The 25,816-nt window shown below is 49.3% G+C and carries 25 protein-coding genes, 1 riboswitch and 1 other annotated feature; of the genes, 7 read left to right on the top strand and 18 right to left on the bottom strand.

The annotated features are described in order from the left end of the window. Positions 1-50 precede the first annotated feature (50 nt). The 3 genes from hisC to hisG are packed head-to-tail and all read right to left on the bottom strand — an operon-like array spanning position 51 to position 3,291. Positions 51-1,091, bottom strand: a complete 1,041-nt coding sequence (hisC, locus tag JIG40_RS03360) for a histidinol-phosphate transaminase (protein ID WP_199464752.1) — start codon at positions 1,089-1,091, stop codon at positions 51-53. Positions 1,092-1,096: 5 nt separating this feature from the next. After that, positions 1,097-2,389, bottom strand: coding sequence for a histidinol dehydrogenase (gene hisD, locus JIG40_RS03365; RefSeq protein WP_154184296.1), 1,293 nt, complete (start codon positions 2,387-2,389; stop codon positions 1,097-1,099). 5 nt (positions 2,390-2,394) lie between these two features. Beyond that, entirely contained in the window at positions 2,395-3,291 is an 897-nt protein-coding gene (gene hisG / locus JIG40_RS03370; RefSeq protein WP_020330206.1) for an ATP phosphoribosyltransferase, read from the bottom strand. 54 nt (positions 3,292-3,345) lie between these two features. Further along, positions 3,346-3,482, bottom strand: a sequence feature (His leader region). 373 nt (positions 3,483-3,855) lie between these two features. Here hisG and JIG40_RS03375 point away from each other — a divergent pair. Continuing rightward, positions 3,856-4,797 (top strand): sigma-54 dependent transcriptional regulator, encoded by a 942-nt coding sequence (locus JIG40_RS03375; RefSeq protein WP_199464753.1) that lies wholly within the window; start codon positions 3,856-3,858, stop codon positions 4,795-4,797. Positions 4,798-4,839: 42 nt separating this feature from the next. Here the strand turns inward: JIG40_RS03375 and JIG40_RS03380 are convergent, their stop codons facing one another. Beyond that, positions 4,840-6,441 carry a Na+/H+ antiporter NhaC family protein gene (locus JIG40_RS03380; protein ID WP_158150828.1) on the bottom strand — a complete coding sequence of 534 codons (1,602 nt, stop codon included), beginning with the start codon at positions 6,439-6,441 and terminating at the stop codon, positions 4,840-4,842. A gap of 111 nt (positions 6,442-6,552) precedes the next feature. Then, positions 6,553-6,736: riboswitch (Lysine riboswitch) on the bottom strand. Between the two features lie 411 nt (positions 6,737-7,147). Between JIG40_RS03380 and JIG40_RS03385 the strand changes: the two genes are divergently transcribed. Then, on the top strand, positions 7,148-7,552 hold the full coding sequence (locus JIG40_RS03385; protein WP_020330203.1) for an H-NS family nucleoid-associated regulatory protein: 405 nt from the start codon (positions 7,148-7,150) through the stop codon (positions 7,550-7,552). Between the two features lie 299 nt (positions 7,553-7,851). Here the strand turns inward: JIG40_RS03385 and JIG40_RS03390 are convergent, their stop codons facing one another. Further along, on the bottom strand, positions 7,852-9,156 hold the full coding sequence (locus JIG40_RS03390; RefSeq protein ID WP_020330202.1) for an inosine/guanosine kinase: 1,305 nt from the start codon (positions 9,154-9,156) through the stop codon (positions 7,852-7,854). A gap of 357 nt (positions 9,157-9,513) precedes the next feature. On the opposite strand from JIG40_RS03390, the gene mnmA reads away from it, so the two are divergent. From mnmA to purB, 3 genes are all read left to right on the top strand, one after another. Continuing rightward, the gene (gene mnmA / locus JIG40_RS03395; protein ID WP_020330200.1) at positions 9,514-10,632 is read left to right on the top strand and encodes a tRNA 2-thiouridine(34) synthase MnmA; all 1,119 of its coding nucleotides are present in this window, start codon (positions 9,514-9,516) and stop codon (positions 10,630-10,632) included. 33 nt (positions 10,633-10,665) lie between these two features. Continuing rightward, positions 10,666-11,283 (top strand): high frequency lysogenization protein HflD, encoded by a 618-nt coding sequence (gene hflD, locus JIG40_RS03400; protein ID WP_032079874.1) that lies wholly within the window; start codon positions 10,666-10,668, stop codon positions 11,281-11,283. A gap of 167 nt (positions 11,284-11,450) precedes the next feature. Beyond that, positions 11,451-12,821: an adenylosuccinate lyase gene (gene purB / locus JIG40_RS03405; protein ID WP_032079875.1), complete on the top strand. Its 1,371-nt coding sequence runs from the start codon at positions 11,451-11,453 to the stop codon at positions 12,819-12,821. Between the two features lie 94 nt (positions 12,822-12,915). On the opposite strand, the gene JIG40_RS03410 is transcribed toward purB, so the two are convergent. The 9 genes from JIG40_RS03410 to htpX form a co-directional block, all read right to left on the bottom strand. Further along, positions 12,916-13,443, bottom strand: coding sequence for a DUF3833 domain-containing protein (locus tag JIG40_RS03410; protein ID WP_199464754.1), 528 nt, complete (start codon positions 13,441-13,443; stop codon positions 12,916-12,918). Beyond that, a complete protein-coding gene (locus tag JIG40_RS03415) occupies positions 13,440-13,964 on the bottom strand; it encodes a chalcone isomerase family protein (protein WP_230600328.1) in 525 nt (174 codons plus the stop codon). Before JIG40_RS03415 ends, JIG40_RS03410 begins: the two co-directional genes overlap by 4 nt. Then, positions 13,936-14,475, bottom strand: a complete 540-nt coding sequence (locus JIG40_RS03420) for a DUF2878 domain-containing protein (RefSeq protein ID WP_199464755.1) — start codon at positions 14,473-14,475, stop codon at positions 13,936-13,938. Before JIG40_RS03420 ends, JIG40_RS03415 begins: the two co-directional genes overlap by 29 nt. Next, a complete protein-coding gene (locus JIG40_RS03425) occupies positions 14,475-15,719 on the bottom strand; it encodes a cyclopropane-fatty-acyl-phospholipid synthase family protein (protein WP_199464756.1) in 1,245 nt (414 codons plus the stop codon). Before JIG40_RS03425 ends, JIG40_RS03420 begins: the two co-directional genes overlap by 1 nt. Beyond that, positions 15,713-16,510 (bottom strand): DUF1365 family protein, encoded by a 798-nt coding sequence (locus JIG40_RS03430; protein ID WP_199464757.1) that lies wholly within the window; start codon positions 16,508-16,510, stop codon positions 15,713-15,715. The genes JIG40_RS03425 and JIG40_RS03430 overlap by 7 nt, the downstream gene beginning before the upstream one ends. Then, positions 16,507-17,784: an NAD(P)/FAD-dependent oxidoreductase gene (locus JIG40_RS03435; RefSeq protein WP_199464758.1), complete on the bottom strand. Its 1,278-nt coding sequence runs from the start codon at positions 17,782-17,784 to the stop codon at positions 16,507-16,509. Before JIG40_RS03435 ends, JIG40_RS03430 begins: the two co-directional genes overlap by 4 nt. Beyond that, a complete protein-coding gene (locus JIG40_RS03440; protein ID WP_199464759.1) occupies positions 17,781-18,521 on the bottom strand; it encodes an SDR family oxidoreductase in 741 nt (246 codons plus the stop codon). Before JIG40_RS03440 ends, JIG40_RS03435 begins: the two co-directional genes overlap by 4 nt. Continuing rightward, positions 18,518-18,937: a nuclear transport factor 2 family protein gene (locus JIG40_RS03445; protein ID WP_020330190.1), complete on the bottom strand. Its 420-nt coding sequence runs from the start codon at positions 18,935-18,937 to the stop codon at positions 18,518-18,520. Before JIG40_RS03445 ends, JIG40_RS03440 begins: the two co-directional genes overlap by 4 nt. A 236-nt stretch (positions 18,938-19,173) precedes the next feature. Beyond that, a complete protein-coding gene (gene htpX, locus JIG40_RS03450; RefSeq protein WP_020330189.1) occupies positions 19,174-20,037 on the bottom strand; it encodes a protease HtpX in 864 nt (287 codons plus the stop codon). A 270-nt stretch (positions 20,038-20,307) separates the two neighbouring features. Here htpX and JIG40_RS03455 point away from each other — a divergent pair, with 270 nt between their 5' ends. Continuing rightward, positions 20,308-20,475, top strand: a complete 168-nt coding sequence (locus JIG40_RS03455) for a hypothetical protein (RefSeq protein ID WP_020330188.1) — start codon at positions 20,308-20,310, stop codon at positions 20,473-20,475. Positions 20,476-20,531: 56 nt separating this feature from the next. Here JIG40_RS03455 and bioD read toward each other — a convergent pair whose 3' ends face one another. Genes bioD through bioB form a run of 4 tightly spaced genes read right to left on the bottom strand, consistent with a single transcriptional unit; the run spans position 20,532 to position 24,213 of the window. Beyond that, positions 20,532-21,227: a dethiobiotin synthase gene (gene bioD, locus JIG40_RS03460; RefSeq protein ID WP_195714759.1), complete on the bottom strand. Its 696-nt coding sequence runs from the start codon at positions 21,225-21,227 to the stop codon at positions 20,532-20,534. Beyond that, positions 21,224-22,027, bottom strand: coding sequence for a malonyl-ACP O-methyltransferase BioC (bioC, locus tag JIG40_RS03465; RefSeq protein ID WP_154184287.1), 804 nt, complete (start codon positions 22,025-22,027; stop codon positions 21,224-21,226). Before bioC ends, bioD begins: the two co-directional genes overlap by 4 nt. Then, positions 22,020-23,174: an 8-amino-7-oxononanoate synthase gene (gene bioF, locus JIG40_RS03470; protein ID WP_154184286.1), complete on the bottom strand. Its 1,155-nt coding sequence runs from the start codon at positions 23,172-23,174 to the stop codon at positions 22,020-22,022. The genes bioC and bioF overlap by 8 nt, the downstream gene beginning before the upstream one ends. Next, positions 23,161-24,213, bottom strand: a complete 1,053-nt coding sequence (gene bioB, locus JIG40_RS03475) for a biotin synthase BioB (protein WP_004725339.1) — start codon at positions 24,211-24,213, stop codon at positions 23,161-23,163. Before bioB ends, bioF begins: the two co-directional genes overlap by 14 nt. 209 nt (positions 24,214-24,422) lie before the next feature. Between bioB and bioA the strand changes: the two genes are divergently transcribed. Continuing rightward, positions 24,423-25,712 (top strand): adenosylmethionine--8-amino-7-oxononanoate transaminase, encoded by a 1,290-nt coding sequence (gene bioA, locus JIG40_RS03480; RefSeq protein ID WP_195714806.1) that lies wholly within the window; start codon positions 24,423-24,425, stop codon positions 25,710-25,712. Positions 25,713-25,816: the final 104 nt, after the last annotated feature.

Consider the following 25,816-nt stretch of genomic DNA (forward strand, 5'->3'; position numbering starts at 1 on the left):
AATGTCCTTTTCTTACAGCAGCGATACCCGCTGCCTGTCATAACTTTTAATTACTGGTAGTAGTTGCGAATAAACGCGACCGTTTTCTCACACTCTTCACGGTTACCCACCGAAATGCGCACACAATTTTCAATCGGTGAATTGCGCAAGATGATGCCGTGTTCCCATGCTGCTTTAAACAGCGCGTCGCCATCCGGGAATTTCACCAGTAAATAGTTGCCCCAGCCTTCAAATACCTGGACACCGTCAATCATCTGCAAGCCAACCTGCAGGTAAGCACGGTTGGCATTCAAATCCAGCACCTGGAATTTGGCACGTGCCAGCCCGGCTTCAGACAGCGCCTGCACCGCGATATCCGCCACAGGCACCGGCACTGGGTAAGGGGCAATCACTTTCAGCAAAACGTTGATAAGTTCAGCGTTTGCCAGCGTGAAACCACAACGTAGCCCGGCCAGCGCAAATGCTTTCGACAATGTGCGCAGAATCGCCAGATTCGAGTACTCAGCCAGTAAGTCAACGGTGGACGCTTCCGGGCAGAAGTCGATATACGCTTCATCCATCACCACAATCGCGCGGCCTTTGGTCATCTTTAATAATGAGATGATGTCTTCGCGCTTCACCAGATTTCCGGTTGGGTTATTCGGGCTGCACACAAACACCAATTTCACGTTGTCCAGATTGGCTTCGATAGTTGGCAGATCAAGTTGCCAGTCTTGGGTAAGCGGTACTTTCTTGCGTTCTACACCAAAGGTTTCGGCACTGATGGCGTACATACCGTATGTCGGCGGACAGAATAAAATCGCATCTTCATTCGGTTCACAAAAGGCACGAATCAGCAATTCGATGCCTTCATCAGCACCACGCGAAGTCAGAACCTGTTCTGGTTTTACACCAGCGTAATTGGCATAAGCCTGAATCAAGGCTTTAGGTTGGCAATCGCTGTAACGGTTGAGGCGGGCAAAATCCGTTTTGTACTCGTTATCAAATGGTGATTCATTGGCATTCAGCCATACATCACCACTACCACCAATGCGGCGTGCAGACAGATACGGGGTCAATGCCTGAACTTGTTTACGTGCGAGTTTTTCCATGATGATTAAGCCTTCTGTAACTTTTCTACTCGAATGGTCACGGCACGTTTGTGTGCATCCAGACCTTCCGCATTTGCCATTGCCACAACGGTCGGAGCCAGAGTTTGCAGACCCTCTGCACTCAGCTCTTGCACTGTCATTCGTTTACTGAAGTCTGCCAAGCCCAAGCTTGAGTACGTACGGGTATAACCGTAGGTTGGCAGTACGTGGTTGGTACCTGATGCGTAATCGCCAACCGACTCTGGCGACCAGTCACCCAGGAAAATAGAACCAGCATTGTCGAGCAGTGGCACTAACTCACGTGGATTTTTGGTCTGAACAATCAGGTGTTCCGGCCCATAGAAGTTTGAAATCGATACCGCTTGAGTCAGTGACTCAGCAATGATGATTAAGCTTGATGCCAGCGCTTTTTCAGCGATACCGGAACGTGATAGTTCTTTCAGTTGCTTTTGCACTGCGTCGGTCACTTTGTCGGCAACGACTGGTGATGGCGTCACTAACACAACTTGAGAATCTGGGCCGTGTTCTGCCTGGCTGAGCAAATCAGCAGCGATAAAATCTGGATCTGCGGTATCGTCAGCAATAACCAATACTTCTGACGGACCTGCTGGCATATCAATCGCCGCACCACGGAAATCGTTGCTCACCTGACGCTTAGCTTCGGTGACATACGCGTTACCCGGGCCAAAAATCTTATCGACTTTAGCCACGGTTTCGGTGCCGTAAGCCATGGCCGCAATCGCCTGGCCGCCGCCAACGTTATAGACTTCATCAATCTTACACAGCTTCGCTACATACAGAATTTCGTCGGCAATCGGCGGCGGTGAACACAGCACCACTTTACGACAACCCGCAATTTGCGCCGGAACACCCAACATCAATACTGTTGACGGCAGTGGTGCGCTGCCACCCGGAATATAAAGGCCCACTTTATTGATGGCGCGTGTCACTTGCTCACACACCACACCCGGCATGGTTTCGACCTTAATTGGTTGCGGTTTCTGTGCTTTATGGAACTTTGCGATATTGGTGTAAGCCTGCTCCAGTGCCTGTTTCATCTCGTCGCTAAGACGTTCAGACGCTGCGTCAATTTCGTCTTGAGTGACACGAATCGATTCTGGTGTCACACGGTCAAACTTTGCAGTCAGCTCCAGCAGCGCAGAGTCGCCTTCTGCACGCACCTTCGCGATCACTTCAGAAACGGCAGCAGTAATATTGGCACCTTCTGCAATGGCAGGACGCTCCAGAATGGAATCTTGCTGAGTCTCACTCAACGATTGCCAAACAACAGTTCTCATCGCGATTACTCCATAATCTTTTCGATTGGTAGAACAAGAATAGAACTTGCGCCTAATGCTTTCAGCTGTTCCATCGTTTCCCAGAATAGATTCTCTGAGCTCACCATGTGCACGGCCACCTTGGTTTTATCAGCAGAAAGAGGCAGAACGGTTGGATCTTCAGCACCCGGCAACAGGGATTTCACTTGCGCCAGTTTATCGACCGGAGCATGCAGCATGATGTACTTCGATTCTTTTGCTTGTTGAACGCCCTGCATACGAGCCAGCAGCTTTTCAATCAGTTCAACTTTATCAGCCGCGAAATCACCGCTGCGCTGAATCAGAACCGCTTTAGACTGGTAAATGACTTCCACTTCTTTCAGGCCGTTCGCTTCCAGAGTTGCGCCGGTAGAAACCAGGTCAGCAATAGCGTCAGCCAGGCCAGCACGTGGTGCCACTTCCACCGAACCGGTTAGCATACAAGTAGTGAAGTCAATGCCCTGCTCATCCATGTAGGCTTTTAGCAGTTGCGGATAGGTGGTTGCGATGCGTTTGCCACGCAGATCTTGTGGACTGTTGTATGGCAGTTCTTTATCGATGGCGATAGACAGGCGACAGCCTCCGAAATCCATACGACGCAAAGAAACAAATTCACTCGGCTGGTTGAGAGCCTTACGATCAAGACGGGTTTCTTCCAGTACGTTTTCACCCACGAAACCTAAATCCACAACACCGTCCATGATCAGGCCCGGAATATCGTCATCACGAACCAGCAACAGGTCAATCGGCATATTTAGTGAGTGCACGACCAGGCGCTCACCCATGATATTGAATTTCACACCACATTTTTTCAGCAGTTCCTGACACTCTTTGCTCAGGCGACCTTTCTTTTGAATTGCGATTCTTAGGCGTTGTGTTTGCATTACATTCTTCCTTAATAACTTGTTGAATTTATTTAAGATTTATAAAAGCCAAATAGTAAAAAACCCTCGAGAGATTGGTCTCCCGAGGGTCTGAAATCTGTAAATATTTTCATGTAACCACCGGGAGCGTCCTGCCTCCCGGGTATGCGTACATCTCCCGAAAGACAACTTAGGGATGATGGTGATGATGAATGTTCATTACAAAATTACGCATACTTAACAACTTTGGGTTGGTTAACTGGATTGCTTTCAACACTAACCAAGCTGGAGATAATTTGCAACCGCTAATTTATATTTTTTTCACCTGATGAATCCACACCGAAGCGGTCTCCATCACCAACCCGAAGAAACGAGTAAAGTATTAGTACGGAACTCATCCGATTTTCTTAGCGGCCACTTCCTCAATTTCATCAAAAAGTGATATTTGAGCGCAAGTCACTGACAAAGATATGCACCACATCACATAAAGATGAGTAAGCCTTTGTGGTTTCTTAAATGTAAGACACGGTCTAGACCTTAAGTTACGCTAAGTTTAAAGAGGTCATTTTACCTTGGTATCGTGAAGTGAGTGCTCATGTAGATTCATTGTGTGCCGCAGCTTACAACACGCTGGAACTGATCGGCGAGAGCTCCAGCATGGCAGATGTGCGCAACAAGATTTTGAAATACGCCAACAGTGACACTGAAGTCCTTATCCAAGGTGAAACCGGTGTGGGCAAAGGCCTGTGTGCCAAACTGATACACAAACTCTCTGCGCGGCGTGATCACCCATTCATTGAAGTGAACTGCGGATCCATCGCCAGCGGTCTGATTGCATCTGAACTGTTTGGCCACCAAAAAGGCGCATTTACTGGCGCTATTTCTGACCATATTGGTTACATCCAACGCTCGCACAACGGCACACTATTTCTCGATGAGATTGGTGATATGCCACCGGACTTGCAAATTCATCTGCTGCACTTTCTTGAGTCCAAAAAGATGCAGCGTTTGGGCTCAGACAGCAGCGTAGTGGTCAATTGCCGCATTATTGCGGCCAGCCATGTAGATTTGAAGCAAGACATTATTCAAGGCGGATTCCGGGAAGATTTATATTATCGCCTCAATATTTTGCCGCTCTTTATTCCCCCATTGCGTGAGCGCAAAGTCGATATCACCGGCTACGCTCAGTATTTCCTCAATGTGTTAAGCGATGGTAAGAAAAAACACCTGACCAAACCGGTACTGGATTATCTCAGCCGCCACTCTTGGCCGGGCAATGTGCGGGAACTGCGCAACGTGATCCAAAGAGCGATCATTATGTGTGGTGATAAGAACATCACTATTGCGGATTTGGGATTAGAAATTATCGACCGTCAAATGCTGCCCGCTTCCGATACGATTGATTCCGACTATTTATTGCAGGTCATCAGCGATCATAAACACAATATGAGTGCCGCAGCCCGCTATATGGGAATATCTCGCACCACTCTTTACCGGCTTTTGAAAAAGTACAATCTGCAGAAATAAAAAACTCCGCCTGGGCGGAGTTTTTTATTTGGAATTCGACGATTAAGCCGTTTCGCAACTGGTCATTTTCGCTTTTGACAGACTGACAAAAACAAAACATACCGCGATGAAGGCTGCGCTCGCTGCGGAAAACGACAACATCACTGACGCCGTCATACCCAGCACCACGAAACCTACCGCAGAAACACCAGCTACCGCCAAAGAGTAAGGAAGCTGCGTTGATACGTGATCGATGTGATTACAACGTGCACCAGTTGAAGACAGAATCGTGGTATCTGAAATTGGTGAACAGTGGTCACCAAATACCGAACCTGCCAGCACAGCACTCAGCATTGGCAGCATCAGAGCTACATCGGTAGCACCAGCCATATCCCCTGCAATCGGCAGCATGATGCCGAATGTGCCCCAAGAAGTGCCGGTCGAGAACGCCATGATGCCCGACAGAGCAAAAAGAATCACTGGCAACCAGTGTGGGTTGATGTTGCCTTGCACCATGGATGAAAGGTAAGCGCCGGTTTTCATATCGCCGATAACAGAACCGATTGTCCAGGCGAAAATCAGAATCAGAATCGCACCGAACATCGATTTCGCACCGATCCACAGTGTTTTCGCGATTTCACCCAAACCAATACGCTGCTTCAGAACTGTATACAAAGCCACAGCCAGACCAACCAGGCCACCGTAAATCAGTGAAGTGCCCACATCGGTATTTTCAAATGCGCCCAGCACGTTGAACGCTATACCATCGCTGGCCAGTGATTGACCCCCCGTGAAGAGCATCGCGCCAATAGTAGCGATGATCAGCAGAACGATAGGCAGGATCAGATCAGACACTTTACCGTGCTCGCTTTCGCGGATATCCAGCTCTTCATTGAGATCGTGAGCCGCTTGAGAGTCACTATCATCGTCACTGTCGAAACCACGGCCCTGAGACGCATTAATTTCATGTTGACGCATTGGGCCGATGTCCATCTTGAACCAGACCACCGCGAATACCATCAACAGAGCGAAGATCGCGTAGAAGTTCATCGGTACCAGACGCATGTACGCACCCAGTGGTGAATAATCAGTGATACCGTGTGACACCAGAATGCCACCGATGATGGTCATAATGTAGGCGCCCCAACTTGATGCTGGCATCACCACACACATTGGCGCTGCGGTCGAATCCAGAATATACGCCAGTTTAGCGCGAGACACGTAAAAGCGGTCAGTAACCGGACGAGCAATAGAACCTACGGCCAGGCTGTTAAAGTAGTCATCAACAAAAATGAACACGCCCAGGAAAGCGGCCAGAAGTTTAGAGCCTCGTTTACTTTTCACTCGAACCTGAGCCCACTCAGCGAACGCACGAGTGCCGCCAGAGAGTGTCAGCAACGCCGTCATCATACCCAGCAGAAGCAGGAAGCCAACAATACTCATGTTCCAAGTATTCAGACCGCCGTCTTCAACAAAGACACTCGATACTTTAGAACCGACATAGCTCAATGCCCCACCGACAGAGTAGTCAGCAAGAAGTAACGCACCTAATAAAATACCTACACCGAGAGATACCAATACTTTGCGGGTAACTATAGCCAGGCTAAGAGCCACCAGCGGCGGAAGTAAAGATAGTGGAGAGGAAGCAAAATCAATTACATTCATGATCTTCAAAAACCAGTAATAAATGGCTAGAGATCTACTGCAGACAAACCACGCAACGCTGCACGCAATTTATGTTGAACTAAGCGAAAGGGAAGCGAACACTTCACCCAACCCTACAGTAGCGCTCCATAGTTTAACAACAATATAGACTATGGCAGTGTTGCCCCTATTCGCTGACAACCCCAGCCAGCCGCTTTGATGTGCGAACTGACTTCGGCGATAAAACCTTTCATCATGGTTCATTGGCATCACCCCAACCATGAGTACTATTCGATACCGCGCCTCTACATCGAAAGTAGGACAATAAGTGGCAGTTAATACAAATTAACCGAATCTCACGTCGTACTTCCCATTAGGTGGGCGCTATTGTACTTATCAAGATTGTCAATGCAACATATCCTGTTATTTTAATTCGCCCACACAATGTCACATTGAACTTACATCCATTGATACTCATTTCATATCGCTATGCAATGGATATCACTTTGCATATATATAATGAAAGAAAAAACACCCATCTATTTAACTGAAATTGGCGCTAAAACCTTAATTAACTTATGGATGAATGGATTGCACAATAATAGTGAATGTCGCGCATTTAAGTTTTGACAGATATTTTGCTTAATATTCTGTATTCAATGTTGCCAGAATAAATTCCTAGGTTTAGTATTGAACTGTTAATTATTTTATTTCATAGGAAACGGTAATGTCGGAAGTTACGAAAACTCTATTGAATATTCGCAGCCTGCGCGCTTATGCACGCGAATTGACTCTGGAGCAGCTAGAAGAAGCTTTGGATAAATTAACTATCGTTGTTCAAGAGCGTAAAGAATCTGAAGAAGAAGAACGCGCAGAACGCGAAGCTCAGGAAGCGAAACTGGCAGCAATTGCAGAACAAATTGCAAAAGACGGCATTGATGTTGACGCGTTAATTACTGCTCTTGCTGGTGAAACAAAAACTAAAGCAAAAGGCAAACGCGCTCCTCGTCCAGCGAAATACAAATACATGGACAACGGCGTAGAAAAGACCTGGACAGGTCAAGGCCGTACACCTTCTGTTATCCAGAAAGCTCTGGACGAAGGTAAATCACTGGAAGAGTTCGCTCTCTAAGCCTTTGTGCTCTTAGCTCCAAGTAAAAAAGCTCCTTCACGGAGCTTTTTTTATTTTTGATATAATACGATTATCTCAGCAGACCAAACGTTATATTAAACTTACTGACTATAATTGGTTGCATATAATCAGAAAGGTCTTATCCCCCTTTCAGATTTTTCTGACATTTTAAGTCATTGTTGTCTAAAAAATTCGGCGCTTTTACTTTTAGAATGAGAACGTCGTTCTCTAATTACTCATCAGCAAACTGCAGATAAAAAAACGCCACCGTTAACGGTGGCATTTTCTTAAACAAAGAATTAGCGTTCCCAGTACGCTTCTTCCAAACTATCTTCACGCTCTGGCAGTCCACGGGATAAACGTGGCGAATGTTGAACCAACACCTCATAACTCACGCGATTTGAATATTTACAAACCTGAGAAAATGAAGAATAGGTTAAGAATTCATGCTGGTGTTTGCTTGAATTCGGAACATTTTCTTTATGGTATTTATTTGCTGCCATATCGTGCAGTAGAGCAGACAAAGCGGCATCACCGGCACCATTGGTGTTTTTAATTTTCTCCGGACCACCCATATAAGGAGAAATATGAGAATAAATACGAACAGGATTAATGCAGCTGATTTTGCTGGCAGGACGGCTGAACTCATAGCGGTTGAATTCTGGAATCGAGCCAGGCAATAAAGGCAGAGAGGTTTCACGTTTCGCTGAATCCTCGGTGTAACCCGCCATAAACAGGCCAACCGGACCTGCGGTACACAGAACAAGGTCAACCCAGTCCAACGCTTTATCTGACGCCGCCAGAGGATCGCGCTCGCCCGTCAGAGCTTCCGCTTCATCTTCGTTCATCGCGACAACCGTCACGTGGTCACGTAGGAAATCCTGCCAGAATTTAGGATCGTCCTGAATCACGAACTTAGTCCCCAGCGTCAGTACCACAGGAACGTCGTATTTTTTCGCGTACTCAATGGCGCGCATAGTGGCTTCCGGCATCGGATCGCCTTCTTTACAACGCACCAAATAGGCGGTAATTACCAACGCTGAAGCACTTTTGAAAATCTTCTCAGGAATATTTTCCGGGCTCAGCTGGTTCATCTGACCTTCACTGATCGCAAACGTGCGCTCACCATCTTCGGTAATCAGAGCGAAACAACGACCAATAGCGCCATCGACACCCTGCAGGTAATTCAAATCCATGCGGCTGGAGGTATTACACAGATAACGGTAACCATAACTGCCGATTTTAATATCCTGACTCATTACGCCTAATAAGGTCGAACGATCATCAGCCAGTACAGAATAGTTATGAAGTGTGTTACCGATAGTGCCACCCGCATATTCATTAGTAATCAGCTGTTCAGACTTCAACTCATTGTACAGTGCTTCAGCCGCTTCATCGCTGATTACCAGCGAGTGTCCTTTGCTCAGACCATAACGCTCAATCAAGTCAGTATCGACTTTCGCTTCAATATCCACCAGAGTCTGGTCGATACCAATAATATGAGTGCGCGACATTTTTTTGCTTTCTTGTGCTTGAATCACAAGAGGATCGCGCGCGTGAACAGGGAAATAATGCTTGGATTTGCGTTGGCCAGGAAATTTCATAACGTCAGTTTGGGCTTGGGAATGAAAGGATGCGCGATTCTACCTCGCACCCTATAAGGCGGCAACTCACACAATTATAGCAAACGATTGCAACGTGGATATTTTTATCAACGCCATAAATAAGAACGATTACATTCTGCAGCTATGTTTATATTGGCGAATTGCCCAGCGATATTTGTCGCTGGAAAGCGATAAATATTTATCCCCTGCCCTTCGGGCATTTTGCGCAGCGTTTCGCTACTGGCGGAAAGAGCATCAAATAGCATCGCAAGGAAGTGTGATTGCGGTCGCGGATCTGTCCTCAAAAAAATCTTTCTGTTAGAATCTGCCTCCTAGTTAATCAAGTGGTGTTTAGTCATGTCAGAGAACCGCAACGCAAACAGCCAAAAGAAAGTCATAGTCGGTATGTCAGGTGGCGTTGATTCATCCGTTTCAGCTTATCTTCTTCAACAGCAGGGTTATCAGGTTGAAGGCCTGTTCATGAAGAACTGGGAAGAAGATGACAACGAAGAATACTGTACAGCGGCGGAAGATTTGGCGGATGCTCAGGCAGTCTGTGACAAACTGGGTATTCATCTGCATACCATCAACTTTGCAGCGGAATACTGGGACAACGTGTTCGAGTATTTCCTGGCTGAGTACAAAGCAGGTCGTACGCCAAACCCGGACATCCTTTGTAACAAAGAAATTAAGTTCAAAGCCTTCCTTGAATTTGCTGATGAAGTGCTCGATGCAGACTACATTGCGATGGGTCATTATGTGCGTCGCACCTTCCCGCAAAACGGTGAAAAGCCGCAAATGTTGCGTGGCCTCGACAGCAACAAAGATCAGAGCTACTTCCTTTATACACTAAGCCACGAGCAAGTTGATCGCAGCCTGTTCCCAGTGGGAGAATTGGAAAAGCCTGAAGTTCGCCGCATCGCGGAAGAACAAGGACTTATCACCGCGAAGAAGAAAGATTCGACCGGTATCTGTTTCATCGGTGAGCGCAAATTTACCGATTTCTTGTCTCGCTATTTGCCAGCGCAACCGGGTAAAATCGAAACGCCTGAAGGTAAAGTGATTGGTGAGCATCAGGGCTTGATGTATCACACGCTGGGTCAGCGGAAAGGTTTGCACATCGGTGGCACCAAAGATGGCTCTGAAGAGCCTTGGTACGTAGCCGATAAAGATCTGAAACGTAACGTGCTGATTGCTGTTCAGGGCGCGGATCATCCATTGTTGAAATCAAATGGTCTTATCGCCTCTCAATTGCATTGGGTAGACCGCACCCCAATCACAGAGCCAACTCGTTGCACCGTGAAAACACGTTATCGTCAAACGGACATCCCGTGTACAGTCATCCCAGTCGATGACAACACCATCAAAGTGATGTTTGACGAGCCACAAGTGGCGGTTACCCCGGGTCAGTCTGCCGTATTCTATCAAGGCGAAGTGTGTCTTGGCGGCGGCATTATTGAAGAACGACTGTCTTAGTTCATTCCGCTAGTCAACCTTAGGAGTATATACGTGGCTAACACAAATTATGACCGTACCATCGCTTTCGCCGGGATCTGCCAGGCTGTCGCTCTGGTTCAGCAAGTGGCGAAAAACGGTTACTGTGATTCAGACGCGTTTGAAACTTCACTTAAAGCTATTCTGTCGACGAACCCATCGAATACGCTGAACGTATTCGGTAGCGAGGCCAACCTGAAAGTCGGCCTCGAATGTCTGGTCAATGGCATCGACAGTACACCTGCTGGCAGCGAAGTGACTCGCTACATCATCAGTCTGATGGCTTTAGAACGTAAACTAACGAGCCGCCGTGACGCGATGTCGCAGCTCGGCGATCGTATTCAGATGATTGAACGTCAGGTCGAGCATTTCGACTTGCTGGAAGATCAAATGATCAGCAACCTAGCCAGCGTTTATCTGGATGTGATTAGCCCTATTGGCCCACGTATTCAGGTAACGGGTACCCCAGCGGTACTGCAACAAACGGCGAATCAGCAAAAAGTGCGTGCACTGCTGCTATCCGGTATTCGCTGCGCCGTATTGTGGCGACAAGTGGGTGGTAAACGACGTCATTTGATTTTCGGGCGCAAGAAGATGATTGAACAGGCAAAAATCCTGTTAGCCAGACTGTAATCAAGTCCTCGTAAGCTCGCGATCTATCGCGAGCTACTTTTTTGCGCCTCAGACATATTTTTGACCACAATAACTTTAGCGCAAACGTTTGCGCAATATTCGTGACAATTGCCACTGTTATTGGTATAAAGCACACGAAATTTAGAAACTCAATTCAGGAGAACACCATGGAACTGTCAGCATTGACTGCTGTTTCACCAGTAGACGGCCGTTACGGAAGTAAGACAATTGCACTACGCAGCATCTTTAGCGAGTTTGGCCTACTAAAGTACCGCTCTATCGTTGAAATCCGTTGGCTGCAAAAATTAGCTGCCACCGACGCGATCAAGGAAGTACCAGCATTCAGTGCAGAAGCAAACCAGTTCCTGGACGATATCGCCGCTAACTTCAGTGAAGAAGACGCGCTGCGCATCAAAGAAATCGAACGTACCACTAACCACGACGTAAAAGCGGTTGAGTACTTCCTGAAAGAGAAAGTTGCTGGCATGCCAGAACTTCACGCGGTAAACGAATTCATTCACTTTGCTTGTACATCTGAAGACATCAACAACACGTCTCATGCTCTGATGCTGAAGGAAGCGCGTGAAACTGTGATTCTGCCAGAAATCCGCAACCTGATCGATGCGATCAAAGCACTGGCTGTGGAATACCGCGATATTCCACTGTTGTCTCGTACACACGGTCAGCCTGCGTCGCCATCGACCATGGGTAAAGAAATGGCAAACGTTGCCTACCGCATGGAACGTCAATACAAGCAAATCGAAAACGTTGAGATTCTGGCGAAAATCAACGGCGCCGTAGGTAACTACAACGCACACCTGTCTGCCTACCCAACGGTTGATTGGCACAAATTCAGCGAAGAGTTTGTCACTGAATCTCTGGGCGTAACTTGGAACCCATACACCACTCAGATCGAACCTCACGATTACATCGCAGAGCTGTTTGATGCCGTGGCGCGTTTCAACACCATTCTGATCGACTTTGACCGTGACGTTTGGGGCTACATCGCACTGGGCCACTTCAAGCAAAAAACCATTGCAGGCGAAATCGGTTCTTCAACCATGCCGCACAAAGTGAACCCGATTGACTTCGAAAACTCTGAAGGCAACCTTGGTCTGGCAAACGCAGTCTTTGGTCACCTGGCGCAGAAACTGCCTATCTCTCGCTGGCAGCGTGACCTGACGGATTCAACCGTACTCCGTAACCTGGGTGTGGGTGTTGGCTACGCGATCATCGCTTACACTTCAACGCTCAAAGGCATCAGCAAGCTGGAAGTGAACCGTGACGCTCTGCTGGCTGAACTGGACAAAAACTGGGAAGTTCTGGCTGAGCCAGTACAAACTGTGATGCGTCGTTACGGCATTGAAAAGCCTTATGAGAAGCTAAAAGAGCTGACTCGTGGTAAACGTGTCGACGGCGAAGCGATGCGTAACTTCATCGACGGTCTGGAACTGCCTGAAGACGAGAAAGCACGTCTGAAAGAGATGACGCCAGCGAGCTACATCGGTTACGCCATTGAGCTGACTGATCAGCTGTAATGCCTTAGCGGCGAAAGCAACAAAAATTAAAAAGGGAGCCTAGGCTCCCTTTTTGTTTGCGGCAAATGTTAAACGTGCAACTGATATCTCGCGTTTAATCCTTTTCAAAAAACAGCGTCACTTTACCCACTTCCAGACCAAATTTGCGAATGGTGGTGACATTAAATAAACGCTTGTCGTCCTGGCGGAACAGCCAATCATCAAAACTGACCGTCACTGCGCTGTCATCCGTTTTGAGCAGGAAATCGTATTGCCATTGCAGCGCGTTGCCAATCTCCTGTCCTGTCGCAACACCAATCACATCATCCGCTGTACCTTGATAGTGCCCATCACCAGTTCGAGTAATGGTCCACACTCGCTGGCTCTCTTCGCCATCATCAAATACGAAATCTTCGATTAAGGTGAGTGTATCGCTGGAGACGTTGCCCTGAATCACCACCTGAAATCGTCGGGTCTGTTTGTCACTGTAATCCTGCACCATACCCCAGGCGCGGGTTTCACCGCGAAAATAACCAAACAGATCAAACGCAGGCTGACTGGTCTGGTAATCTTTCAACTCCGCCGAACAGCCAGCAAGAAGTATCATAAAAACCAGCGACCACGCTTTCAAAGAGTGTCTCATCGATTCATTCCTATTAACTGATTACGCAATTTCGGGTATTCGGTTTTGGGTGACAACCAGATGGACAAGAATGCATCGTTCATCTGCTCATCCGCCACCGAGCCGAGCAAACGTTGCTGCCCCTGCTGGGTGAAATAATACATTTGTCCGCTGAGTCCGTCCGATACGTAGACTAAGCGCTCTCCCGCTTTCACATCAGGAATCATGCTGGTCAGTGCGTCTAACCATTGGTCACTGCTGGATTCGTTATACCCAAGCTTGTGCCATTGATCTTGTGTCGCTTCCAGCAGTTGCTCACGACTGATGTCGCGCAAATATCGGATCTCCAGTGCCACCGGATGCGGGGTCACATCGCTGTCTTGCTGATAGTGTCCATCAGGTGTACGCAGTTGTGACGAGTAGATATCGAGCCAGAACCAAGACAAGGTAGCCTGACCGACAACAGGCCAATCCGTCCATTGCGCCGAAGGCTTCCCATTGATTTCAGCACTGTTAGCGGTGGCGGTCCATAGGACGGCCATCAGGTAGAGTTGAGCGGTTACGAGTGGCGTTTTCATTCCTAAATACCTTCATCAGTAATAAAGACAACACAAACCATTCCAAGAACAGTGCCAACACTGACCAAAAAACAGACAGCTCAAATTGCACTGCACCAAAACGATAACCGGCCCAATAACTTAACGCGCCACCTGATGCAGTAACGATTGATACGAAAAATTTAGGCAAATGGCTCACTGCCGGAACGGCAAAACTGGCAAACCAGGCAAAGGCAAACCACAATCCCATCAACCAAATCGGAAGGTGCAGAAAAGTAAAAGAAAACAGCCCGACATACAGATTTGCGTAATCCAACGCAATGCCTAAAGTGGCAATCAGAATCACCCGCTCAAGGGCAATGGGTAGCCGCAATGCGGTAAAGGCCATCGTGGCCGTGACAACACCGATCGTTATCCATTGCAACCGCTCCTGCCCCAATACTGCCAATAGCCAGATGAACTCAAACCACAGCGAAATCAGCAGGAAGCGATGCATTATTGACCTCGTTGCAACGTCATATGGATGGTGCTGATGGTGCGGGCATTAAAGCCGCCTTCGCAATAACACAAGTAGTAACGCCACATACGGACAAAACGCTCATCGTAGCCCAGCGCTTGCACGGTGTTTAACGCGGCTTCGAAACGCAAACGCCAGTCGGCCAGTGTTTTGGCGTAATCCATACCAATATCAAACACATCGCGAACGATGAAGTCTGTGTGGCGAGTTGCCATTTGCGTCAGCACAGTAATCGACGGTAAAAAGCCGCCGGGGAAAATGTATTTCTGAATGAAGTCGACGTTGTTGCTGTAGTAATCGTAGCGTTGATCAGCAATCGTGATCGCCTGAATCGCCATCAGGCCACCCGGTTTCAACAACGACTGACATTTCTCAATGTAGGATTGAAGATACGCTTTGCCGACCGCTTCAATCATCTCAATGGAAACCAGTTTATCGAACTGCCCCTCCAGTAGACGATAATCCTGCTTCAATAACGTGATTTGATCCTCCAGACCCAGGCGAGCGATTTCCGCGTCTGCATAGGCGAACTGCTCCTCAGAGATGGTCGTTGTGGTTACCTTGCACCCATAGTGTTGCGCCATGTAAATCGCCATCGCGCCCCAGCCAGTGCCAATTTCAATCACGTGATCATTCTCAGTGAGCTGCAATTGCTGACACAAACGGTCCATCTTCTGAATCTGCGCCTGCTCCAGGGAATCGCTAGTACTGAGATATAAGGCGCTGGAATAGAGCATGCGTTCGTCAAGAAACGTCTGATACAGGTCGTTGCCTAAGTCGTAGTGGGCTTCGATGTTTTGCTTGGCACGCACAATGGAGTTGCGTTTTAGCCAATGACCCACTTTGTTCATCGCACGAGTTACAAAACTGCTTTGCGCTTCCAACTGATCCAGCGCGCTCAGGTTGCGGGCCATAAGCTCTGTCACTGCGGTTAAATTCGGGCTGTCCCACCAATCATCCATGTACGCCTCGGCAGCGGCGATACTGCCGCCTTTCAGGACACGGCCGTAGAATCCCGGATGAGTAACCCGAATATGAGCCTGAGGCTGACCTTCATGAGCGAAACCAAAATGTTCGACCGTCACATCATGGCCTTCATACGCCTCTTCTAACGTCAAACTGCCAATCTTAATCAACTGTAGCGACTTCAGTGCCACGGAGCGCGCACCTTTCTGTAACGCCGTCATTGATTTGGGCATTTCTAGTGAAGACGAATTTAGCATTGAGAATTCTCCTTGTTATTCTTATCTGCCTCATGCTGGCGATACTTGGGATGCGAATAGAATGGCGCGCCTTTTATCCACAATTTCAGAGCGTGCCAATAAATCCCGGTCAACACTTTTACCGTCATCATCGGCGTTCGGATCAGCAATGTAATCAGAGCTTTTGTGGTAAAAGGCTGCGCTTTTAAAGCCAGCGTGGCATCAAATTCCTTTTGATCCCGATGGCACTCAAGGTGCACCATCAACGCATCAGACAGCGGTTTAAGCTTCCATTGATAAATCTGCTCAACCGGGTTAAACGGCGACACATGAAAGGCTTTGTCGTGCGTCCAGTTTTCCCCCAGATCACCGCGTTCTGCCGGAACGGCGTAATAATGTCGCTCATTCCAGGGCGTGTTGCTGACCTCTGCAAGCAGGTAGCGCCAAACGCCTTGCTGATCATAAAGATAGTAGAAATTTACCGGACTGAAATAGAGGCCAAGATAGCGCAGGTGCACCACAGCTTGCACCCTGCCCCTTATCTGCTCGCCGGTCAGCTCAAACACTTTGTCCTGAACCGCAGTTTTCAAACCACCAGTACCAAGATAATCCTCGCGGCGAAAGCGTGCCCAATGCCACCAGCGCTCGCCCAAACCCCACACCCGTTTTTGCAACACTGGCCATTCGTCCAAATCAATATTCGGCATAAACAGCGGGTAGTTCAGCGCATGTTCAACTGGCGTAAAGCGGCGATGGCGAACATGACCCACCATCAACGCGCTGTTTGCCAAGTCGGCATTTCTGGTGCTCATGCTGCGCCCTTATCGACCCGCGCAGCCTTGGACTGCAATTGCGTAACCACATCCAACGCACTTTTCACACCGTCTTCATGAAAACCGTTATGCCAGTAAGCCCCACAAAACCAGGTGTGATTAACACCACTGACTTCTGCTTTGCGTTGCTGGGCACGAATCGACTGCTCAGTAAACACGGGATGGTGATAGATAAAGCGGCGCAGAATTTTGTCAGGATCGATGCTTTCGCTACTGTTGAGCGTGACACAGAACGTTTCGTCGCTTTCAATGTGCTGCAAAATGTTCATATTGTAGGTTAGCGATGGCAATTTGATTTCTTCACCATTTTGCCCGTTCAGCCAATAGTTCCACGATGCCCACGCCGCTTTACGTTTTGGCAGCAAGCGGCTGTCTGTGTGTAACACCACCTCGTTAGCCTGATAAGCCATCGACGACAGAACCGCTGTTTCGCTCTGACTTGGGTCATCGAGCATGGCCAGTGCCTGATCACTGTGACAGGCGAAAATCACTTCATCGAACGTTTCAATGCCATGTGAAGTTTCAACATCCACACCAAACAGTGAGCGTGTAACCCGCTTAACCGGAGTGTTGAGGCGAATGCGTTCCGCAAATCCCTTCGTCAGTGGTTCGATATAAGCGCGTGAACCTCCTTCAATCACGTACCACTGTGGCCGGTCGGTGACTTCCAGAAGACCGTGGTTGACGAAGAAGCGCAGGAAGAACATAAGCGGGAAAGCGCGCATATCGGCGAGTGATGAAGACCAAATCGCTGCGCCCATCGGCAGAATATAATTGTGGCAAAAATAGTCCGTAAACCGGTGATAGGAGAGGAATTGCCCTAAGGTTTGCAAGTTCTGCTGCGCATTATCCGCTTCGGCTTTGGCCAGTTTATTGAAGCGAAGAATCTCGCCGATAAAGCGATAGAAGCTCGGTTTCAGCAGGTTGCGTTTCTGCGCAAACAGCGTTGCGAGTGTATGGCCGTTGTATTCCAATCCATTCGAATCGTTGCGTACGCTAAAACTCATCTGCGTCGGTAAGCCTTTTACACCGATTTCGTTCATCATGCGGATGAAATTCGGATAGGTTCGATCGTTGTACACAATGAATCCGGTATCAACAGAATAGCGCTGCCCTTTGACATCCACATCGACCGTTGCGGTGTGGCCGCCGATGTAGTCGTTGGCCTCAAACAGAGTAATGTCGTGCTGCTGATGCAGATAGTAGCCGCAAGTCAGCCCTGAAATTCCCGTTCCGATAATCGCAATTTTCATGAGTTATCCTTCTGTGTGCGAAAAAGCCGGCTAACAATTTGGTACTGCCAGGTATAGGGCAACATGCCCAACATACGAACGACCCAGGTAAAACGAGCCGGAAAATAGAGATTCGCCACGCCCTTCTCTAAGCCGTGGCGAATCGCGTGAGATGCACGTTCCACCGAAATGATCATCGGCATCTCAAAGGTATTTTTCTGTGTCAGCGGCGTAGCGACAAAACCAGGGAACACGCACGTGACATTAATGCCTTTGCTGGCCCAATCGAGTCGCAGGGTGCGCGCCAAATACGCCACCGCGGCTTTCGAGGCGCCGTAAGCTTCTGCGCGCGGCAATGCCAGTTCACTGGCGATTGACCCGACCAAAGCGACGCGATGACCTTTAGACAAGTGAGGCTGAATGGCCTCAATGGCGTTGGCCAAACCCAGCACATTAATCTGCATCACTCGCGCCATGAGTCTGGCATCCATTTCACCGTCATCGATATATTCGCAATCGCCGGCATTCAAAATCCACAGCGTCGGAATAAAGGGTAATGAGTTGAGTACGGTGTGCGTTGCATCGAGGTCGGTTAAATCAAATTGCAGTGGTTTAATCGAAGCGTACAACGCGCTCAATTCACTCAATACCTGTTCGTTTCGCCCACAGGCAATGACCTGCCAGCCGAGTCGCGCATAGTCTTGTGCCAACTGTCGGCCAATGCCGGACGTTGCTCCGGTGATAAGTACGCCACTCATTGGCCAAGCCTCCGCTTGATTGAACGAATCACGCTGCCAAGGAGCGGCAATTGCTCGTACAACATTTCGCCCAAATCAAAATAGTCACGGTGATAAATCACTTTGCCGTCCTGAAAACGAAGGTGGCTGACGCCCTGCACATTCACCAGTTTCCCGTTGCCGAGCTTTGGATGTTGCAGATGCATAGTCCAGGTCAGGAAGGCGTTGCTTTGACTTTGATGCTGTTCATGAATAGTAAAGTCGCACCGATCCACGTTTTGATAGAGGTTAGCGAAATAGTCAGACAGGGAGATAAAACCCTCTATTCGATGAGCGGCATCTTCAAACACAATGTCTTGATGGTAAATATCCTGCAGCGTGTGCAGATTATGTTTGTTGAGCTGAGAATAGAACCGCGCAACGGTTTGTACATCCATGAGCTGACCTCGCATTGGTTGTACAAAAATTATTTCCGTACAACTTAACTGTAAGATAGTGCAAATTGAAAAGTTGTACAAAATTTTTTTTGTATAACTTTTGTAAAAAAGGTTTACGCATGAAGGTACAAAATGGATCAGAAACGGCAGCAACAAAAAGCGCGCGCTTTGAAAGAGATAGAGAAATCGCAGAGACAAAAAAGCCAGCTCGAAAGCTGGCTTTAATCAAAATCACATTACGAATTACGCAGTGCAGCAATTCGCTTATCGAGCGGTGGGTGGCTCATCAGCAGCTCAGTCATGGTGCGTTTACCATTGATACCGAACGCCATCATCGAACCTTCCAGTTGTGGTTCGTAACTCATTTTCAAACGTTCCAGCGCCGCAATCATCTTATGTTTACCGACCAGTTGCGCCGCGCCTGCATCAGCATGAAACTCACGCTTGCGGCTGTACCACATGGTGATGAAGCTTGCCAGGAAGCCGAATACCAGTTCCAGCACCATCGACACACCAAAGTACACCATCATGTTGCTGCCTTCGCCGTCTTCAGAATCACGCGAAGCAACCAGATTCGCGATAAAACGCGATAGGAAAATAACGAAGGTGTTCACCACGCCTTGCATCAGCGTCATCGTGACCATGTCACCGTTTGCGATGTGGCTGACTTCGTGCGCCAGCACCGCTTCCGCTTCATCACGCGTCATGTTATGAAGCAGACCCGTCGATACCGCGACCAGAGAATCATCACGCTTCGCACCCGTCGCAAACGCGTTCATATCCGGTGATTCATAAATTGCCACCGTTGGCATGCCGATGCCCGCCTGTTGCGCCTGACGGCTCACGGTTTGCATCAACCAATGTTCCATTTCATTGCGCGGGTTTTCAATCACAACGCCGCCCACTGAACGCAGCGCCATTCCTTTCGACATCAGAAGCGAAATGAATGCACCGCCGAAACCAAACACCGCAGCCATCACCAGCAAACCAGACAAACTGCCTGGCTGCATACCTGTGACGGCATACACAATATTCAAAACAACGCTCAACACCAGCACAACGGCCAGGTTGGTTGCTAGGAATAACAATACTCGCTTCATTACCTTTCTCCGAACGGAATCTTTTTTGTTATCTCAAAACCTTTAAGCACAGTAGCTGAGAGGCTTCGAGGGTTTTCTAATACATAGTGTCTAAGATTTAATATTCAAGGTTAAGCGGTAAATTGAAACATTTAATGTCTGGAAAAATGGAGAATAGGACAAGAGATCCGATGAGTCGCGTTTTAGACTTTGGTCTTATTGAGGCTAATACTTAAAGCATCTACATTCCATGGGTCGAAGGATTTCAACTTGAAAACAAAGGAAACCATCATGGCTGAAGCGCATAGCTACCAAATGGCGATTGATTTACTTTGCTGTCACTTAGGCTTAACTGAAGAAGAAGCTAAGAAGCAACTGGGTATCAGTTCAGAGCAAATGATTCAAAAACAGATCGCGGACACTCAGCAATCTCTGATGGGTATTGGCCAAGAGAAATAATCGCGAGAATGAAAAAAGGGCTGCACACGTGCAGCCCTTTTGCTTTTTAACTTCTGTTAAGCCGTAACGACTTCACCAACGAGCGGTGTCACATCAATATACTTACCGAGTTCGCTGCGCTTAGCGCTCGGAACGTATGGTATTTCACCCAGCTTCGGCGCACCGATGCGAGCTTCCAGAATCTCAATGATGTCCGCGTAATGCTCGGTCCCCGGATTTACGCGGTTTGCGACCCACCCCACTACATTCAAGCCATCGGCGCGAATGCTTTCGACGGTCAACTGTGCGTGGCTCAAGCATCCCAGTTTAATGCCGACTACCAGAATAACCGGCAACTTTTCTCGTTTAACCCAAGTCGACAGGCAATCCGTGTCGGAAACTGGCACACGCCAGCCACCAGCACCTTCAACCAGAACGATGTCGGCATTGGCTTTCAGCTTAGCGAGTTTTTCACTCAGCACGCTGTATTCAATGGTGACATTTTCATGCTTGGCTGCAATGTGCGGTGACGCTGGCAGTTCCAATGCATATGGATTGATGTCGTCATAATCCATTTTCTTCGATGCCGCTTGCAACAAGTGCAGTGCATCCGAGTTACGAAAACCGTGCTCGGTTTTGTCACATCCCGCGGCAACTGGTTTGTAACCAATTGTCGACAAATCCTTGGCAGCTAATGCTTGTAGGATCGCTTTAGAAGCGACCGTTTTGCCCACATCGGTGTCCGTACCCGCAATAAAAAAAGCATCTATCATCGATGTATAACCCCTAAACAAACCTGATACGTTGCAGGTAGAAGACCTTGATGGTTGCGATATAGCTGATATTCCTGCTCAACCTGTGCGAGCATTCGGCGGCTGGTAAGCCCTTGCGAGCGACCATTCACATGATTCGCGCCAATCCCTTTGAGATCGCGCATTAAAGCGAACGCCGTGTCATACCAGACCGTTATCGTGGGTAAGTCTATGTGATGTTTCTCGCACTGAGCTTGCGCTAACGCAATTTTTACCTGATTGAGCGTGATGAAATGATTGACGTGTTGATGTGCATCAATTTTCATCCATGAACGCTGCAATTCAAGCAAAGAACCATCAAGAAGTGTTGAAAAATAAGCGCTTGCGCCGACTTTTAAAACGCGACGAATCTCTTTAAGTGGTCGTGATAAGTCATCACACCACTGCAGTGCCAAGCTGGAAAATACGCAGTCAAATGTTGCATCAGAAAACGGCAGTGCTTCGGCATCCGCTTCGACATAGCGCATGTTGTCGATTCCGCAGCGCTGTTTGGCCTGCTCTAACATCGCCGGAGACAGGTCAGCGCACGTCACCCGCGCGCCTCGCTGCTGCAATACTTGCGAGCAATATCCAGTGCCGCACCCCAAATCGAGAATGTGCCAGCCGCTTAAATTGTCCGGCAATTTCGCCAGCAGACGCTGGGCAACATCGCGTTGAAATGCCGCGTGACGATCATAACTCTGCGCCGCTTTGCCAAAGGCTTGGGCTATCGCGGCTTTGTCACTGACGACTGCGCCCAACGCTTGCGCCATTTCACTCATGAGACGCCTCCACACATTGCTTTAAGGTGTCGGCCATCTGCTGAACTTGTTGCGGTGTGTGATGAGCAGTCAGCGTAATTCGCAGCCGCGCGCTGCCACTTGGCACCGTGGGCGGGCGAATCGCCGTCATCCATAACCCCGCTTCACGCATCGCGCTGGCGACATGCAATGCACGCTGCGCAGAACCGAGCACGAACGGTTTGATTGGCGTTTGCGTCGCGACAAATCCCGGCACATCGCGCAGCAATTCGTGATAAAGCGCAGACAGTTCGGTCAGTTTGTCCCGCCGCCATGCCTCGCCTTGAATCATGCCGGCAGCGTGCGTTAACGCATGCGCCTGCGCCGGTGGCATCGCCGTGGAATAGACATGATGACGAGCAAACTGAGTGAGGTAATCCCCCAGCGCGGCGTCGCACAAAATCGCTGCGCCTGACAAACCAAACGCTTTGCCAAACGTCACCACTAGCACTTGCGGCTTGATTCCGGCTGCCTGACAACTGCCCGCGCCGCGCTCACCCAACACGCCCACGCCGTGCGCATCATCCACCGCGAGCCAGGCATTGCTACCCAATGCGGCTTGAATCTCGGCCAGCGGTGCTTGGTCGCCATCCATGCTGAACACGCCTTCGGTGACCACCAGCGTGGCAACCTGCTCATCCAGCAAACGGGTTAAATGAGCGACATCGTTGTGCTGAAAACGCTTCATCTGCGCCGAAGACAACAGGCCCGCTTCCATCAGCGAGGCGTGATTGAGCTTATCTTGCAGCAGCAAATCGCCTTTTTGCAGCAGGGTAAACAGCAGCGCCTGGTTGGCACTGAATCCAGAGCCAAACAGCACCGCGCGTTCAAACCCGAGCCACTCACACAAGGTGCGCTCTAAGGTTTGGTGCGCCTCGCTAAAGCCGGTCACCAAAGGTGACGCGCCACTGCCGCAACCATACAGGCTGAGCCCCTGCTGCCAGGCATGAACCAAGGCCGCATCGCTCGCCAGCCCCAGATAGTCGTTGCTGGAAAAATTGACATAACGCTGCCCGCGTTGCGCCAGCAGCGTTTGATTGCTGCGATCCAGCACTTGTAGCGAGCGACGCAGCCCCTGCTGCTCGCGGTCAGCAAGGGCTTGATGAATGCGCGAATTAAAGGCTGGCATCGTAGAACATGTCATCCGCTGTTGGACGCGCGGCCACACGTTCTACCACGCGGTCCAGCAGTTCATTTTCAGTAATCTCGTCGGGCTTTTGCGCCACTTGTTGGCTGTTGATGCCCAGTTTTTTGAACAGCAGCATGTCGCTGTCTTCCGCCGGGTTGGGAGTCGTCAGCAGTTTGCAGCCATAGAAAATTGAGTTTGCACCCGCCATAAAGCACAGCGCTTGCATCTGTTCATTCATCTTTTCACGGCCCGCAGACAGGCGCACCGCCGACTGCGGCATCATGATGCGCGCAACGGCAATCAGGCGCACAAAATCAAACGGTTCGACATCGTCCACTTGTTCCAGCGGCGTGCCTTTGACTTTCACCAGCATGTTGATCGGCACGCTTTCCGGATGCACAGACAGGTTCGCCAGTTCCACCAATAAGCCAGCGCGGTCATTGGTGCTCTCGCCCATGCCGATGATACCGCCCGAACAGATCTTCATGCCCGCATCACGCACATGGGACAGCGTATCGAGACGATCCTGGTAAGTACGCGTGGTGATGATGTTGCCGTAGAACTCCGGCGAGGTATCCAGGTTATGGTTGTAGTAATCAAGGCCCGCATCCGCCAGCTCTTGCGCCTGATCAGAAGTTAACATGCCCAGCGTCATACAGGTTTCCAGCCCCATGCCTTTCACGCCGGAAATCATCTCTTTGAGCAGCGGCATGTCGCGCGCTTTCGGGTTTTTCCACGCCGCGCCCATACAGAAACGGGTTGAGCCTGAGCTTTTGGCTTTTTGCGCAGCATCCAGCACGCGTTCTACTTCCATCAGACGCTCTTTATCGACATCGGTGCGGTAGTGCGCGCTCTGCGGGCAATATTTACAATCTTCCGGACACGCGCCGGTCTTGATGGAGAGTAATGTGCTCACCTGAACATGGTTGTGCGGATGATGCTGGCGGTGGACGAGTTGAGCGTCGAACAGCAGATCCATAAACGGTTTTTCAAGCAGTGCTTTAACTTCAGCCACTGTCCAGTTATGACGAATTTCCACGTGTAATCCTTGTTGGTGTTATTAGTTTTATGCCCAAGTGACCGGGTGTTTCAGGCTGGCGAACCAAAGTCGTCAATGCTCCGCAACGCCCTGTGGCATGGGGATTATGCTTGGCTAGTCTACTGACACACGGTAGACTGTCAACAACAAGAACGATCACAAGTTTACATTTGATTATTTTTTAATCTTATTTTTATTGCGGAATTGTCATGGATTTAGCCTTCGACCGCCAGCACATCTGGCATCCCTACACTTCAACCCTTACACCTCTGACCTGCTATCCGGTCACGCATGCTGACGGTGTTTTCATTTATCTCGAAGATGGAAAAGCGCTGGTCGACGGCATGTCCTCGTGGTGGTCCGCCATTCACGGATACAATCATCCTCGCCTGAATGCCGCAGCGCATCAGCAGATCGATAAGATGTCTCACGTCATGTTTGGCGGCATCACCCACCAGCCGGCCATTGAGGTATGCCAGCGCTTGCTCTCTCTGGTGCCGAATAATCTTAAACATGTATTTCTCGCCGATTCAGGTTCCGTGGCAGTGGAAGTGAGTTTGAAAATGGCGCTGCAATACTGGCACGCCAAAGGCGAACAGCGCCCGAAATTCCTCACCCTGCGCCACGGCTATCATGGGGATACCTTTGCTGCGATGTCGGTCACTGATCCGGATAACTCAATGCACACGCTGTACAAAGGTTTTCTCCCTGAGCATCTGTTTGCCGAATCACCCAACACCGGCTTTTGGGAAGAGTGGAATGAACGCGATATCGAAGATTTTCGCCATCAACTCTCCGAGAATCATCGCCAGATCGCAGCCGTCATTCTAGAGCCGATTGTGCAGGGTGCGGGTGGAATGCGCATTTATCACCCGGAGTTTTTGCGTCAGGTACGCGCGCTGTGTGATGAGTTTGGCGTGCTGCTGATCCTCGATGAGATCGCCACGGGCTTTGGTCGAACCGGCAAATTGTTTGCGTGTGAACATGCGAACATTCAGCCGGACATTTTATGTGTCGGGAAAGCGCTCACCAGCGGCTACATGACCTTATCGGCCGCACTGACCACCAAGGAAGTCGCTGATACGGTCTGCGGCGGCGAAGCGGGCTGCTTTATGCATGGTCCAACCTTTATGGGCAACCCGCTGGCGTGTGCGGTCGCCTCGGCCAGTCTGAGCCTGATTGAAGAAGGACATTGGCAGCAACAGGTGAAGCAGATTGAGTTGGGCTTTGCCGAGCGCTTGCCGCTGCTCAATCGCTACCCGCAAGTCAAAGCCACGCGCTGGCTCGGGGCGATTGGTGTGGTTGAGACGCATCAACCGGTCAACATGGAAGCGATTCAGGCGCTGTTTGTGCAGCATGGCGTGTGGATTCGTCCATTTGGTCGCTTGATTTACATGATGCCGCCATTTATCAGTGAGCCACAGCATCTGGATCAACTGATTCAAGCGGTGGAAGCGGCGCTCCAATCCCCAGAATGTTTTTTGAGTGATACCGACTGATTGAGTCAGATTCAATGGCGCGTTTGAGCGGTGTTTTTTGAGAAAAGATCCCGTCATTCGTAGAGACAACAAAAAACCTGGCGACTGAGGCCAGGTTTTTTAGT

The organism is Vibrio sp. bablab_jr001 (genome assembly GCF_016464285.1).
Classification (GTDB): Bacteria; Pseudomonadota; Gammaproteobacteria; order Enterobacterales; family Vibrionaceae; genus Vibrio; species Vibrio fluvialis.